Source organism: Salirhabdus euzebyi (genome assembly GCF_014207435.1).
GTDB lineage: Bacteria > Bacillota > Bacilli > Bacillales > Alkalibacillaceae > Salirhabdus > Salirhabdus euzebyi.
The window spans coordinates 221,928-237,424 of the sequence record NZ_JACHGH010000006.1 but is presented as its reverse complement, the minus strand read 5'-3'; the positions used below and the strand labels follow the sequence as shown (position 1 = coordinate 237,424).

The 15,497-nt window shown below is 40.2% G+C and carries 15 protein-coding genes; 1 reads left to right on the top strand and 14 read right to left on the bottom strand.

Annotated features, from left to right (window positions below; all coding sequences use genetic code 11):
• Window positions 1–25 precede the first annotated feature (25 nt).
• Window positions 26–904 carry a stage II sporulation protein SpoIIQ gene (spoIIQ, locus tag HNQ94_RS11960; RefSeq protein ID WP_174497965.1) on the bottom strand — a complete coding sequence of 293 codons (879 nt, stop codon included), beginning with the start codon at window positions 902–904 and terminating at the stop codon, window positions 26–28.
• 435 nt (window positions 905–1,339) lie between these two features.
• On the opposite strand from spoIIQ, the gene HNQ94_RS11955 reads away from it, so the two are divergent.
• Complete coding sequence (locus tag HNQ94_RS11955; RefSeq protein ID WP_174496487.1) at window positions 1,340–1,522, top strand: hypothetical protein; 183 nt, start codon at window positions 1,340–1,342, stop codon at window positions 1,520–1,522.
• Window positions 1,523–1,567: 45 nt separating this feature from the next.
• On the opposite strand, the gene HNQ94_RS11950 is transcribed toward HNQ94_RS11955, so the two are convergent.
• From HNQ94_RS11950 to HNQ94_RS11890, 13 genes are all read right to left on the bottom strand, one after another.
• Window positions 1,568–2,536 carry a nuclease-related domain-containing protein gene (locus HNQ94_RS11950; protein ID WP_174496488.1) on the bottom strand — a complete coding sequence of 323 codons (969 nt, stop codon included), beginning with the start codon at window positions 2,534–2,536 and terminating at the stop codon, window positions 1,568–1,570.
• A gap of 478 nt (window positions 2,537–3,014) precedes the next feature.
• The gene (gene spoIID, locus HNQ94_RS11945) at window positions 3,015–4,058 is read right to left on the bottom strand and encodes a stage II sporulation protein D (protein WP_174496697.1); all 1,044 of its coding nucleotides are present in this window, start codon (window positions 4,056–4,058) and stop codon (window positions 3,015–3,017) included.
• Between the two features lie 204 nt (window positions 4,059–4,262).
• The gene (gene murA / locus HNQ94_RS11940; RefSeq protein WP_174496489.1) at window positions 4,263–5,579 is read right to left on the bottom strand and encodes a UDP-N-acetylglucosamine 1-carboxyvinyltransferase; all 1,317 of its coding nucleotides are present in this window, start codon (window positions 5,577–5,579) and stop codon (window positions 4,263–4,265) included.
• Between the two features lie 36 nt (window positions 5,580–5,615).
• Window positions 5,616–6,341 carry a YwmB family TATA-box binding protein gene (locus tag HNQ94_RS11935; protein ID WP_174496490.1) on the bottom strand — a complete coding sequence of 242 codons (726 nt, stop codon included), beginning with the start codon at window positions 6,339–6,341 and terminating at the stop codon, window positions 5,616–5,618.
• A 200-nt stretch (window positions 6,342–6,541) separates the two neighbouring features.
• Window positions 6,542–6,775, bottom strand: a complete 234-nt coding sequence (locus HNQ94_RS11930; RefSeq protein ID WP_174496491.1) for a DUF1146 family protein — start codon at window positions 6,773–6,775, stop codon at window positions 6,542–6,544.
• 74 nt (window positions 6,776–6,849) lie between these two features.
• Window positions 6,850–8,313: an NADH-quinone oxidoreductase subunit NuoN gene (gene nuoN, locus HNQ94_RS11925; RefSeq protein WP_174496492.1), complete on the bottom strand. Its 1,464-nt coding sequence runs from the start codon at window positions 8,311–8,313 to the stop codon at window positions 6,850–6,852.
• A gap of 4 nt (window positions 8,314–8,317) precedes the next feature.
• Window positions 8,318–9,790 (bottom strand): complex I subunit 4 family protein, encoded by a 1,473-nt coding sequence (locus HNQ94_RS11920; protein WP_174496493.1) that lies wholly within the window; start codon window positions 9,788–9,790, stop codon window positions 8,318–8,320.
• A gap of 3 nt (window positions 9,791–9,793) precedes the next feature.
• Window positions 9,794–11,656, bottom strand: a complete 1,863-nt coding sequence (nuoL, locus tag HNQ94_RS11915; RefSeq protein WP_174496494.1) for an NADH-quinone oxidoreductase subunit L — start codon at window positions 11,654–11,656, stop codon at window positions 9,794–9,796.
• Between the two features lie 34 nt (window positions 11,657–11,690).
• Window positions 11,691–12,005, bottom strand: a complete 315-nt coding sequence (nuoK, locus tag HNQ94_RS11910; RefSeq protein WP_174496495.1) for an NADH-quinone oxidoreductase subunit NuoK — start codon at window positions 12,003–12,005, stop codon at window positions 11,691–11,693.
• Entirely contained in the window at window positions 12,002–12,508 is a 507-nt protein-coding gene (locus HNQ94_RS11905) for an NADH-quinone oxidoreductase subunit J (protein WP_174496496.1), read from the bottom strand. The genes nuoK and HNQ94_RS11905 overlap by 4 nt, the downstream gene beginning before the upstream one ends.
• 2 nt (window positions 12,509–12,510) lie before the next feature.
• Entirely contained in the window at window positions 12,511–12,924 is a 414-nt protein-coding gene (nuoI, locus tag HNQ94_RS11900; RefSeq protein ID WP_174496497.1) for an NADH-quinone oxidoreductase subunit NuoI, read from the bottom strand.
• A 463-nt stretch (window positions 12,925–13,387) separates the two neighbouring features.
• Complete coding sequence (nuoH, locus tag HNQ94_RS11895) at window positions 13,388–14,395, bottom strand: NADH-quinone oxidoreductase subunit NuoH (protein ID WP_376697746.1); 1,008 nt, start codon at window positions 14,393–14,395, stop codon at window positions 13,388–13,390.
• A complete protein-coding gene (locus HNQ94_RS11890; RefSeq protein ID WP_174496498.1) occupies window positions 14,395–15,495 on the bottom strand; it encodes an NADH-quinone oxidoreductase subunit D in 1,101 nt (366 codons plus the stop codon). Before HNQ94_RS11890 ends, nuoH begins: the two co-directional genes overlap by 1 nt.
• Window positions 15,496–15,497 lie beyond the last annotated feature (2 nt).

Here is a 15,497-nt window from a genome sequence, read left to right as displayed (position 1 = left end):
GTATCCTCATTGTGTTTTCTGCAGTTTAAGCACTTGCAGTGGAAGCTGAGGATTCATTATTATCTTGTTGCTCATTTTCGTTTTCATCATGACTTGGATCTTCGTTTTGGTCCGTTTGATCCTCTACATCTTCACCAGTTGAAGCTTCATCCTCTTCCTTCGCGTCATCTTCATTGCCTTCTTCTTCCTCATCGCTTGGCTCTTTAATGTCGCGTAAAGATTTATTGAAGTATTCTTCTGGATTCAACGGATTGTTGTCTTTACGTAATTCGAAATGCACATGGATTCCATTTGCTTGTCCGAATAAATTTCTTCCAGCGGTACCAATGACATCACCTTGTTTTACTTCCGCACCTGTTTCAATTGCTACGTCGCCTAGGCTAGCATAGTTCGTCGTTACCCCATTATCATGAGTAAGTTCCACAACCATACCTAGTAAAGGATCTTCCTTCACTTCCGTAACAGTTCCACTTAGTGCAGCTGTAACTTCAAACGGCTCATCATTAGCTGATGCAATGTCTAACCCTACACTTTGATAGTACTTATTATTGTAAAGAATAAGCGCCTGTTCTTTATCTTCTGTAGATGCATCATAGTCCCAGAACTTTGTAACAATCTGAGTCTCGTCTGCATTAGCTACAGGCATCTTCAGCATTTCGTCCTGATCGATAACCGGAGCAGCGTCTTGATTTTCATCAAATGGTGTATCTAGATAATTATCAAGATTACTACCGTCTGTTTGGGTTTCATCAGGTAAATCGATTGCCTGGTTTTGATACCAAAGAACCGTTGCTAAAATCAAAGATGCAAAAGTTAAATAAACCGCTGGATAAAACCACTTCTTACGTACTAACTTTTTCCATGTTGAATTTTCAGAGTTTGGTCTTTTGCCTTCCTCTTTCATTTTATCACCACCTCAGCTACCATTCTGAGCAGAAAACAGGAAAACTATACCTATATTCAAAAAAAATTTTTCTACTTATTTTTCGACAAGGGTTAGAATTTTATGCATGAAAGGGGAAAATATATTTTTTGTTGGGGGATTTAGGTGGGCGGGATGTTGGTTTGGTGGGGTTTTCGGGGGGTGGTTGGGAGGGATTGATGGAGTGGTTTTGTTGTTATTTGGAGTTGGGGTGTAGTTATTGGGAGATTGCGTACGATATTAAGAGTTTGTGTGGTGGTATCAAATGTTGCCTGGAAGTTATCCTAAAGTTCCAGTAAGTTATTTTAGAGTTGGGGTTAAAGTTTCCCTAGCCGGTACATTAAATGTATGTGTAGAGGCTTTATACGGTGTGTGCTGGAACTTATCATATGTTGGGCCCGAGTTATCGGGGCTCGTGTGGAGTTATCAAGAGTAGCTGAGAGCCTATCAGGAGTTCATACAGATCTTTTAGGAGTAGAGGCAGAAGTATCTATTAAAGGGGCTAGAAGAACTTGGCTAGAGCCCTTATACGGAGTTCACAGGGACTTATCAAATTTTGGCTCAAGTTATCGGGAGTTCGTGCGCAGTTATCAAGAGTAGATTGAAAGTTATCAAGAGTTCAGTTAAGAATATCAAGAACTCACTTCAATTATCTATCAGCTGCAATTTATATGTTCGGCCTCTATTTTCTCCGTAATAATCCAGATTCAAGGACTTTATAATGGAGGAAGCTGTTGTGACTGATGATAAACTAAGGAATTCTCTAAGTTGTTTGTTCGTAATAGTTGGACGAAGCAGAAGCTGATAATCTTTTATTGTGTCCATATGAGCATCGTTCGACGTGTATTTGCAGGAAGGGCAAATCCACTTTCTCCCTCCTCTTTTCATCGGAATGAATAAGCAACTCGGACAATGAACCCCTTTTAGTAATTCCACTTCTTCAATTTTTAAAGTTTGCATTATATTAGGATTGCTTGGGACATGGGCATTTGTAAGACTAGTTGAAAGTTTATCAATTGCTTTGTCCGTCAGTATATCTCTCTTATGGTTATTTTTTATTTCTATAACTCTATGGTACAGATATTCACTATGGACAATTTTACTCGTAAACTGGGGATTGTTTGTAGAAGCTTTAATAATGGTGTTCGGGTTGCTAATGACAACGGCAGTTTCAATTGGTATAGCTGGATAATTATTCGCAAGCAACCATTTCATTAATTGATTGCGCTGACGGTTCACTTGGAGGAGAGGATCTGGAAAACGTTCCTCCACCCCTTCAATGGTTCGGATTAGTTGATTAAAGATATGATCGAAATAGATGGTACCCGCAAAATTTTTGATTTCTAAAATAAGTATAAATGATGGTGTAGCAATGATTGTATCCATTTGAAAATAGTGGCCCTGGTTTTGGAGTCTAACGTCATGCAAAATGTGATAGTTAGAGGGCAGGAAGCTTAAATAATAATCTAAAGACTGTTCTCCTTGATAGCCCGCTTTATTTTTTGCTAGTTCCTCTTCTATTAGTGATTGCTTCGGATGGGTTTTGGGTAACCTCCTTCTCAGTGCGTCGAGTTTGTGGAGTTTAATTGGTGCTTTTCGTTCTTTTATTATCATTGGAGCAGCTCCTTCTAGGTTTTTTCCTATCTTAATATGGTGTGGTTAGTAGGACGAGTTGGGAAAATGGAATATTTTCATAAGGAAAAGCGGAAAAATGATGAATTGATGAAAATAGTACGTGGTTTTGCAGTTCAAGATGTTGCATATTCATGAGAAACTCATATTTTTTTAGAGTAGAGCCTAATTTATCGTAGCCAGCGGATGGATTATTACGAGTTCCGATCTAGATATAAGAGTTATGCAGAAATTATTTAGAGTCCGTTTGAATTAATCGATTTGGGCAGTTAGATTAACTGTTATTCAGATTTCCTAGTAAGTTATCGTGCTCTAGACCCTTTTATCAGTAGTTCCCCCAAAAATATCTCGAGTTCTGCACGGCATATCAATCATTCCTGTAAAACTATCAAGAGTACAGCGCAGAAAATTCTCTTCCATAAAGAAAAAACTCGGCAGCTGCCGAGTTTCTCCTATTATCCTACACCCCTTCGCGTTTTAGTGCTGTAACGCGTTCGGGGTCTGACCCTATATTTGTGATTTCTGTGCCGGTGTAGTAGTAGTTGACGATTTCTTTGTATGTTTTGCCTTCTTTTGCCATGCCGTTTGCACCGTATTGGCTCATGCCAACACCGTGGCCGTAGCCTTCGGTAGTGAAAACGTAGTGTTGATCTTTAAATGTTACGGTAAAGTCACTAGATCTTAGGTCTAGCGCTTCTCTAACATTACGTCCTGTTAAGGTTATTCCACCAACAGACACTTCTTTTACCCGATCACTACTAGTTCGGGATACAACCTTTGCTTCCGAATTGGTTGCAAGGCTTACTAGATTATCTGATGACAGTTGATTTTTGATGAACTCATTTAGTTTTTGTTCTACCTCTTGTAGAGTTAGAATTTTTTGTTCTTTGAATTTTGGTGATTCTTCATCCCATGGGCTTGCTACACTTTTTAAATATGGAATTGGGTTCGTCCAGTAGTCCTCTGCATTTTCTGTGTAGCCGTTACTTGTGGAGAAGAATGCTGGTGTGATTGGTTCGCCATTATATGTTAAAATTTCACCTTGTGTTGCAGCAACAGCTTTTTTTATTTTATTTATTTTCCAATTATAATCTGATCCCCATATCCGCTTCAGTTCTTCTTCACTTTTGTATACTTGGTGTTGGACGGTATCGGTAATTTGTCCTTCCTCACCTTGTTGTTCACCTTCATTTAACACATGCTTTACTACGTATGTTCTTGCTGCTAGCGCCTGCGCTTTTAGTGCTTCTAATTCAAAGTCGGCAGGCATTTCGGAGGCTACTACTCCGGTGACGTATTGTTCTAGGGGGACATCATCGACTGTTTTTTGTTGGGAACGAAAAACAGAGACGACATATTCATCCTCTAATGTAGGTTCTTCTAAATCTCTTACTTCGTCTGTTGGGGTTTGATAGGTTTCGTCATCTCCCGCATTAATAAATGGGGTGACGATAGCTGCAGGAATAATGACGACAATCGTTAGTAGGACAAGGGTTACCATCATACTACTTTTTTTCCAGTTCAATTATTAAAGCCTCCTTTCCATCTCTACTAAAATCTATTCAGAAGGATAATTTAATAGAACAGAAAAATGATGACAAAATTTAGAAAAGTCCAAGTTCCTTTTTCTGTCCAGAAAGGCAATGGAACTAGACATTTAGGAAAACAAAAAAAGAGGCAGCCGAAGCTACCTCTTTTTCATCGTTTATTATTTTGAAGTTGAGACTTTATCTGATGTTCTAAAAGCAACTGTGTTATCTTGCGGAACGTCTTTTACGCGAATGATATCTGCACCTAATTGTTGTAGTTTACCTACAATATTTACGTAGCCGCGATCAAGGTGGTTTAGTTGTGTAACACGAGTATAGCCGTCAGCCGCTAATCCAGCTAGAATTAAGGCTGCTGCTGCACGTAAGTCTGTTGCAGATACTTCGGCACCCTGTAATTCAACAGGACCTTCAACGATCGCACTTCTGCCTTGAATTTTTACTTTTCCATTCATGCGACCGAACTCTTCTACGTGCATATAACGATTTTCAAACACTGTTTCACTAATGACACTCGTTCCTGCTGCTCTCATTGCTAATGCCATGAGCTGAGGCTGCATATCTGTTGGAAAACCTGGATATGGCAATGTCTTAATGTCTACAGCTTTTAATTTTTCTGGTCCGATAACGCGTAGACCTTCTGCTTCTTCTTTTATCGTAACTCCCATTTCTTCCATTTTTGCTATTGTTGAACGTAAATGTTCGGACATAGCTCCTTTTAGAAGAACATTACCTCCAGTAATCGCTGCTGCAACCATAAATGTTCCAGCTTCAATACGGTCAGGAATGATGTTATGCTCTGTTCCTTTTAATGAGTCTACACCGTCAATGCGAATCGTTTCCGTTCCAGCACCAACGACTCTAGCACCCATTTGATTTAGGTAATTGGCAAGGTCGATAATTTCTGGTTCTCTTGCACAGTTTTCAATGACCGTTCTTCCTTCTGCCAATGCTGCTGCCATCATAATGTTTTCCGTAGCACCTACACTAGGGAAATCTAAATATATGGTTGCACCTTTTAAGCGCTCTTCTGTATGGGCTTCAATAAAGCCATTTCCTACATGAACTTTAGCCCCCATCGCTTCAAAGCCTTTTAAGTGTTGATCAATTGGCCTTGAACCAATAGCACAACCGCCAGGTAATGCGACTTTCGCATGACCATAACGGGCAAGAAGGGGACCTAAAACAAGGACAGAAGCACGCATTTTTCTTACGTATTCTAACGGAGCTTCGGTTTTTAAGAATCTTGATGCATCTATTTGTAATTTATTATCTCCTGTGATTACTTCAACATTCATATATCTTAAAACTTCGCTCATGGTATCGACATCAGCGAGAGCAGGTACTTCATGAATGACACTTTTTCCTTCGTTTGCCATAATACTTGCTGCGATGACAGGCAATACAGCGTTTTTAGCACCTTCAATCTTTACAGTACCTTGAAGCTGCCTCCCACCACTTACAATGATTTTATCCAATACTATTCCCCTCCGCGTCCTCATTTTTACACTATATTAGTATTCAACTATCAGGATAGGTGTTCCAATTGTTATAGACGTTTCAGAGCCCAATCCGTTACGAATAGCTAGTTGAACATTCATTTTTTCTGTATGTGATATAGGTATTGTGTTTATGTTCCAATTGTGAATAATGCCAGATACTGTAAAGAAATTTTCTTCGTTTAGTGTTTTTAGAGGTTTCATATCTGTAAAATTTTGAAAACTATCTACTAATAAATTACTTTTAATATTATCACTAGTTTTTGCCCTCACACAAGTGAAAATTACAGGATTTGTGCCGTAAAATCGGGAATCAAGTCTATTAACCTTTGTTTTTACTACGTTTTTTATCTCTTCATTCCACAAATTACCTTTCATTACATACGTGAGCTCTGCAGTTGTTTGACCTTTTGGAGCAATTATAGATAACTCTTCGATAATAGAGTCAGATTTATAACCGTTTCGGACAAAAAACTTCTCCACGCTTATCTCTACTTGTTTTTGGACGCTGGAGTTTGGGATTAGGGAATTGGCGATATGTGAAGGGTTTGCCTTCGTTAAATCTACTTTTTGCTTGATAATAATTTGCCATTGTTCAAGGTCAAGCTGTTCATGCTGAAGAAAATGATGGAGGTCAGAAAATGGCTGCAAATCGATGTTAGATTGAGCCTGTGTTTCCGAAATAGTAGAACAAAATAATAGGACGACAATACCAATAAATGCTGTATATTTTCTAAACATGATTAAAACTCCCCTTAAATACTATTTGGCATCTAGTATTAACAAGGAGTAAAACTATTAAACTAGTAACATTCCGACAATTTTTTTAATGGGGACAGACCCCCGTCAAGCTAAAGTTTTAACGCGTTGATGCGGGTGGGGTCTGACCCCATAAACAGATGCACAAAAAAACCGTGAGCAGCTTCGCTCACGGCACTATATTAAAATAGATAAATAAGATCTTGAGACCAGTTGAGAAACTCCAAGAAAAATCTACTTACACTTGTCCCAATCATAATCGTTACGAAAACAAATAATACACGGGCTTCGAATAACTGGCCTTTTTTAATAATAGGCTCTATTCGAACACCTTGAAGAACTCGCCACGTAATAATGATGAAGAAAACATGGGATATCATGCCTGTTAATGCGTCTACACCTAACGACTGGAGCATTTAATCGCCTCCTTTTTATACCTTTTTAACCTTGCCATGAAAATATAGCATTGTCAATTCAAGACCCTTTTAGATTAGGAGAAAAAGTTTAAGGCGATAAACGGAAAGATTCCTAATACAATCGTTCCTGTTATACAAGCAATTAACGGCACTGCTTGCATCTTATTCACAGTGCGTCTTCCTTCAAACTCCGGTTGGCGAATAAACATTTGAATTAAAATATTAAAATAGTATAAATAGGAAATGACCGTAGCCACTGCCATGACGCCGACTAAAATATATTGAGCAGGATCGGCGCTGATTGCACCTACAAAAATGTTGAATTTGCCTATAAAACCAGCAGTCCCGGGTATTCCTGCCAACGATAGTAAAAATATTGTCATTGATATCGCGAGGACTGGAGAGCGCTGGAACAAGCCAGTAAAGATAGAGATATCCTCTGATTTCTCAGACTGCTCCAATATGTAGATGACCATAAAGGCACCGATTGTCATAAAGGAATAGGCCAACAAGTAAAACCAAACGTTCTCTAATGTCATGGCGGACAAAGAGACAATCGGAATTAAAATGTAACCAGCATGACCAATACTGGAATAAGCAATTAACCGCTTCATGTTTCGTTGTCTTAACGCAATGATATTTCCAATGAGCATCGATAAAATAGCAAGGATAGCAACAAAACCAATCATCGAGCTATATAATGTTTCGTTCCCTTCCACTCCCGTATTAAAAATCGTTACGAATAGCCGAATAATAATCACAAACCCCGCTGCCTTGGAAACGACACTTAGAAAGGCTGAAACTGGAGTAGCTGCTCCTTCATAAACGTCTGGTGTCCACATATGAAAGGGGACGCTAGAAATTTTGAACGCTAACCCGACGAATAAGATAATGAAACCTACCGTCGCGATTGGCTCTGTTGTTCCTAATGCGGAAGACATTTCCCGGGAAATGTCGACAAGCTTTGTCGTACCGGATATGCCGTAAATGTAGCTCATTCCGAACAACGTAAAAGCTGTTGCGATTCCACCGTTAATAATGTATTTCATTGCCCCTTCATTCGCTCGCTTGTTTCGCTTTCGCATGGCGACCATGATGTATGAAGATAAGGATAATAACTCTAAACCGACAAATAAAGTGATCAGATCTCCACTAGACGCCATCATCATCGTCCCTAACAATGCCGATAGCAATAAGTACACGTACTCCCCACGATCCGTTATTTCTTCATCTTTTTGCTTGGACAGAACCATGAAGAAAATGAGTAAAGTTCCTATTAGTAGAATGAATTTAAACGAAAAAGCAAAGGAATCAAAAATGTACGTGTCATATAAAATGGAAACCTCTTCGTGTCCATATTGGAATAACAAGAAAATAAGTGCTAAGCCGATGCCCGCTACAGCAAACGAAGGAATATATTTTTTGATCGAGTCCTTCCCGAATAAATCAATGAGGGATAGAATGACAGCTACGATTAAAATAGTAAATTCTGGTGCCATCATTCCCCATTCAAAGCTTAGTAGTGTTTTTAAGTCCATTGGCTTATCCCCCTATCCCTAAACGTAGCGTTTCAATAGTAAGTTGAATAGTACTTGCGATAATATTCGGAAAGACCCCGATTCCGATGATGCAAATGATCAACACAAGTGTCGGAACCACTTCATATACATTGAGGTCTTTAATTTCACCAAACATATTTCTGTATGTCCCAAAAGTCATATTCATGACAACTCGAAGCATATAGACGACCGTTAATACTAAACCTAGTGTGCCGATGACACCAATCCACGGTAGCTGTTCGAATAAACCGAGAAAGACCATGAACTCGCTGACGAATCCACTCATTCCAGGGAGTCCTAATCCCGCGAGTGCTGCTACTAACAGAAATCCCGCGAGCAATGGCGTCAGTCGTGCAAGTCCGCTTAGTTTTTTCAAGCTTGTCGTATTCGTTCTATTCGCTAGTGACCCTACTAGTAAAAAGAATAGTGCAGCAATCAGCCCGTGGGACACTGCTTGAAAAATAGCCCCTTGTATACCGGATTCATTTAAAGCTGCTATACCGAGCAAAATAATTCCCATGTGTGAAATACTTGAATAAGCTAACACCGCCCGAAGCTCTTTTTGCACAAGGGCCAAGTACGCACCGTAAAGCAGATTCACCAACCCCAATATAGCGAGCACGAGAACGAGTTTTTCAAATGCTACCGGAAAGAAGCCAATCCCAAATGTGATTAATCCGTATGCTCCAATTTTTAAAAGTACCCCTGCATGAACAATCACGACTGGAATAGGAGCATCAACGTGTACTTTTACCATCCATGAATGAAGTGGGAAAATCGGTAATTTAATGCCGAACGCCAGGAGTAACGCGATAGCTATGCCAAGGGCAAGCCCTGAGTTCTCGTTGGTAGCAAAGTGCTGCATGACGGTATCGAAATTTGTGCTTCCTGCTGAAACGAAAATGGCGGCGATTGCCACTAACAAGATCAGCGAGCCTATCCCGTTGTAAACCAAATAGTGAAAAGCAGATTCCTCTCTGTCTGTTCCCCCCCATTTGGAGAGTAATAAGAACATCGGAATTAAGGTAATTTCAAAAAAGATAAAAAAGAGAAACAGGTTCCCTGATGCAAAGACACCTAGCACCCCTAATTCAAGTAGAAACATTAATTGATAAAACATGCGAATGTCTTTTTTAACATGAAAGCTTCCGGCTAAAATCGCAATCGACATAATAATAGCTGTGAGGAAAATGAGAATCGTACTAAAGCCATCAACAGCGAGTTCATAATGGATGACAAAAGATTTTTCCCCCGCTTCAAATTCAATCCATTTTAGAATGTCAGCTGGTATTTCATCTGTTTTAAACAAGATGAAAACGAGTAAACCGAACAAAAATGGGATAAAACTAGCTGCCAATGCAATTTTATGAAGCATTTTCATGTCATGCTTCGGAATAAAAAATAAAATGATGAAACCAACGATTGGGGAAAAGACGAGTAACGATAGTAGTCCCATCTATTAATAGCCCCCTTTCAGCACGTAAAAAGCAACAATAAGGACTAATCCTAAAAAGGCCACTGCCCCGTACGTTTGTGTTTGACCAGTCTGTGTTTTCGTCCCGGTCTTGCTTAGACTTTGTACAACGTCCTTTACGAAGGTCATACAGAGCTGGATGATGTATTTTTCAACGTACGTAAAAAAGGTTCCAATGGCGTTCGTCGCCTTAACAAAAGTTAGCTGATAAAATTCATCGATGTAGTATTTGTTTTTTAAGAGGGTGTGTACGCCAGGGAAGGAGCTCTTCCAGTCTTCTTGATTGATTCTCTTTTTTCCATAGATGAAATAGGCGAGAACAATTCCCCCAACGGATAGCAAAATCGTTACGAAAAACAACCATAATGGCGTCTCGTGATGATGGGTTGATAAGAAGGTTGCCCCTGAAGCCAACCAATCCGCTAAGTATGTTTCAAACCATGACGTATTTAAATAGCCGGAGAAAATGGCGAAAAAGGCAAGCACGATCATCGGTATTTTCATCGTTATTGGCGTAGGTTGAATCTTATCGATTGTTTTTTTGCTTTCCCCTTCGAATACGAGGAAAAATAAGCGGAACATGTATAAGGATGTTAGGAATGCCGCTAAGATTGCAATAACGAAAAGTCCGTATTGTCCGTTTGCCCAAACCGCAGCTAGTATTTCTTCTTTGCTGAAGAATCCAGAAAGAAGTGGGAATCCACTAATGGCAAGCGCACCGATTAAAAAGGTGACACTCGTAACCTTCATTTTTTTACTGAGCCCGCCCATTTGTTTAATATTTTGCGTATGGACAGCATGGATGACTGCACCAGCTGCTAGGAAAAGAAGCGCCTTGAAAAAGGCATGTGTGAAAAGATGAAAAATTCCAGCTGTATAGCCTAGAACCCCCATTGCCAGAAGCATGTAACCGAGCTGCGAAATAGTAGAGTAAGCCAACACTTGTTTAATATCGTCTTGGACGAGCCCGATTGTCGCAGCATAAAGCGCGGTAAAGGCACCAACACTTGCTACAATAGCCAAAGCGACGTTGCTCGCCATATATAACGGATACATGACAGCAATTAAATAGATACCTGCAGCAACCATCGTCGCTGCGTGAATGAGAGCGGAGACAGGTGTAGGCCCTTCCATGGCGTCCGGAAGCCACGTATGTAGTGGGAACTGTCCGGATTTACCGATGGCACCAATTAATATGAGGATAGCAATCAGGGTAATCATACCTGATTCCATTTGGCCAGCTAATATTACCTCGGAAATATCCGCAAAACGAAAACTATTTGTTTGCCAAAATAGTAGAATGAGACCAATCAGTAAGCCCATATCCCCAATACGCGTCATGATAAAAGCTTTTTTGGCTGCCTTCTTGGCGCTGTTTTTATAAAAATAAAAGCCGATTAGTAAGAACGAGCCTAATCCAACTAATTCCCAAAACATATAAAATTGCAGTAAGTTCGGCGACATGACGAGGCCGAGCATCGCAGCCGTAAACAATCCTAAATAAGCAAAAAATACAGAAGTTCGTTTGTCCCCATCCATATATCCAATGGAATACAAATGGATTAAAAAACTCACAAACGCTACTAATAATAGCATGAGACCATTTAGCGGGTTGAGCAGCACACCAAAGGAAATATCTACTGTTCCAATGGTTAGCCACTGCCATTCTGCTAGATAGGTTTGCCTTTTTATTAATTGACCAAAAATTACAATGGCATAAATGAGTGTTAAACCTGAAAAAATAGTTGCTACTAGTCCACTAGTCTTTTGCATTTTTGTTCGAAACAGGATGAGTATAAAAAAAGATAAGAACGGGATTACCGGAACTAACCATGCATAATCTATCATCTTAACCTCCACTCCCTTCTATTCAAGCTGGGGTCTACTCCTTCAACGTGTTCATTTCATCAATATTTACCGTTCTCTTATTTCGATAAAATGCTATTAAAATAGCCATACCAACTGCCACCTCTGCAGCTGCTATCGTGATTGTAAACAGGGAAAATACTTGTCCAGTAATGTTCGCACTCGCTCCAAATTTACTAAAGGCAACGAGGTTCAGGTTAACCGCGTTAAGCATAAGTTCAATACAAATAAGTACGATAATCGTATTTCGTTTCGTCAGAGCACCAAACAGCCCAATACAAAACAGAATCAGAGCAACAATTAAATAGGCTTGCAAAGGGACGGAACTCATTTTTCATCACCTTCCTCACCTTTCGCCAACACGACTGCTCCCATTAAGGCAACGAGTAGCACAATTGAAACGAGCTCAAACGGGATGACGTAATAAGAAAAAATCTTTATTCCAATTTGTTCCGTGTTGTTCACGTGAAGCGCTGTTGCTTCTTGACCAAAATACAAGTTACGAATCGCCAAGTAAATGGTAACGAAGAAAACGACAATACCTAATCCTACTAATGTTGTTCGAAGTGGATTTTTGTTTTTCTCTTCTTTTGCTTGATGTTTCGTCAACATGATCCCGAATATCATCACAATCGTAACAGCTCCAGAGTAGATGAGGATTTGCACGGCCGCCACAAATTCAGCGGACAGCATGACATATAGGCCGGCTAAACTTAAAAAAGTTAATACTACTGCCAGCAGCATGTGAATAACTTTTTTTAGATTCAGCATCAAAATTCCACCGAGTATAGCTGTTGAAGAAAGGAGTAAAAAAACGATGACTTCTCCGCTCATGTTTAATTCTCCTTTCTAACGTTCGTATCATTTTCATCTAACCACTGCAGGTCTTTAAATAGCTCATCTCGGGAATATTCTGCTAGCTCAAAATTATTCGTCATCACAATCGCTTCCGTCGGACAAACTTCGGTGCATAGATCACATAAAATGCATATTTCAAAATTAATATTGTACGTTTCAATAATCTTTCCTTTTTTATCAGGGTCTGGATTCTTTTTCCCCGTCAAGTCAATGCAATCCGTAGGACACACGTTCACGCACTGATTACATACAATGCACTTTTCTGGATAAAATTTTTGAATACCCCGAAATCGTTCCGGCAATGGAATTGATTCATCCGGATAGTTGTAACTCACTTTCTTTTTGCTCATATTTTGCAACGTATGCTTCAAGCCTTTCGCTAAACCCATCATGGTTATCCACCACCTTTTACTCTTTCGTTAAATGTTGGTTCTGAGTTTTTGATTCGTTATTGGTTGAAGCTTTAATTGAGTGTGTAATTCTTATTGTTGAGCCTTCATAGTAAGCTGAGAATCTTTAATTTTCGGTGCTGAACCTTCATTTTCAGCTGCGAACCTGCAATTATTGGTGTTGAACCTTCAATTCCAGCTCCTGAACCTTTGATTATTAGTGATGTACCGTTAATTCCGGCTCCTGAACCTTTGATTATTAGTGATGTACTGTTAATTCGGTACGAACTTGCATTTTTTGGCCCTGTTCCTCAATTCTGCTCCGAAACATGCAATTGTTTGCCATGAACCTTCAATTTCGGCGCCTGAACCTTCAATTCCTGACTCTGTACCTTCAATTGTTAACTCTGTACCTTTAATTCCATAACGCCAGTGTACAATTCTCCTACAAACGAGCAGAATTTGATTAAAAAAACAGTTCCTTCAACACTGCTGAGAAGAATATGTTAAACATGGCGACTGGTAGTAGCACTTTCCAGCCGAACTCCATTAATTGGTCTGCGCGCAATCGTGGTAATGTTGCGCGGATCCACATGAAGACGAATACGACGATGCTGAATTTGAGTGCGAACCAGACGACATCTGGGATGAAGCCTAGGCCGATGATTGGGTTCCAGCCGCCTAAAAATAGGACCGTGATGAGTGCGGACATTGCGAATAAATAGACGTATTCGGAAAGCATGAACATGGCCCAACGAAAGCCAGAGTATTCGACGTGATAGCCGGCGATTAGTTCTGATTCTGCTTCGGGTAGGTCAAATGGTGTGCGGTTTAGTTCGGCGGTTGCGGCGATGAAAAAGACGATGAATCCGATTGGTTGTAGTAGGATGTATGGGACGAATTGCTGTTGTTCGACAATGACGGTTAAGTTTAGGCTTCCGGCAAAGAGGACGACTCCAACAGCAGACATAATTAATGGCACTTCATAGGAAATCATTTGAGCTACGGCACGCATGCCTCCCATTAGTGCGTATTTGTTATTCGATGCCCATCCGGCAGTGACCATGCCGATGGTGGACAGTCCTGATACGGCAATAACGTATAATAGTCCGACTCCCATATTTGCGAAGGTGAGTGTCTCGGTGATTGGAATGGCTACAAGTATGGCGAAGGATGGGACGAATGCGATAATTGGCGCGAGTATGTATAACGGTTTATCGGCTAGTTTTGGTCGTGTATCTTCTTTTATTAATAGCTTCAATACGTCTGCTACCGTTTGGAGTAGTCCGAATCGACCGCCCACTCGGTTTGGTCCGTACCGAAGTTGGATATACCCTATTACTTTTCGTTCTGCTAGAATTGCGTACGTAACAAATCCTAGAATGATAGATAATAACGGTAGAGTGATAGCTAAAAAGTAGAGCATGTTTTCCAGTCCTGGAGCTTGAGCTAATCGTTCTGCTAACCATTCCATTAGCCATCAACCTCCCCGAGCACAATATCGACTCCACCTAGAATAGCGACCATGTTGGCCATGTTTTCACCTTCTAGGAGCTTCGGTAAAATTTGCAGATTATAAAAAGATGGACGACGGAATTTCAAACGATATGGTTCTTTTTTTCCGTCACTGGCAATATAGCAGCCTATTTCCCCACGGGGTGATTCAATTCGGACATACACCTCTCCTTTTGGTGGACGGATAACACGGGGAACTTTTCCTAAAACCTCTCCATCCTCTGGAAACTGTTCAACAGCTTGCTCTACTATACGAAGAGACTGAACGATTTCTTCCATTCGGCACTCGTATCTTGCCCAAGCATCCCCTTCTTCTCGAACAGGCACGTCAAAATCGAAGCGATCATAAATGGAATAGGGCTCAATTTTTCGGATATCGTAATCAACACCTGTGCAGCGTAGATTAGCTCCACTCAGTGAATATTGAATTGCTGTCTCTTTCGAATATTGCCCAATACCTTTGACACGATTTTGAAAAATTTCATTGCCGGTTACGAGTTCATCATAGCCTTCTAACTCTTTCTTCATGTATTCGGTAAATTGCTTTACTTTTTCTATCCATCCTTCTGGGGCATCCCACTTAACGCCACCAATACGCATGTAGTTAAAGGTGAGACGGGCTCCACAAAGTTCATTTAGTAGATTGATAATCATTTCACGGTCTTTAAATGCATACAAAAACGGACTCGTTGCTCCGATGTCTAGTAAATATGTTCCGTACCAGACAAGATGGCTCGCAATTCGTCCTAGCTCCATCGCAATGATGCGCAAATATTCTGCTCGCTCTGGAACTTCTAATTCCATAAGCGTTTCTACTGCATGGCAGAGAACATAGTTGTTTGTCATAGCAGATAAGTAATCCATGCGATCGGTATATGGGATAATTTGCGTATACTGCAAATCCTCCGCTAATTTTTCCGTACCTCTATGTAAATAACCTATTACCGGTGTAGCTTCCTTGATGATTTCTCCGTCAATTTTTACGATTAAACGAAAGACCCCGTGTGTACTAGGATGTTGTGGTCCTACGTTTAAGAGCATTTCTTCTGTTCGAATCATTG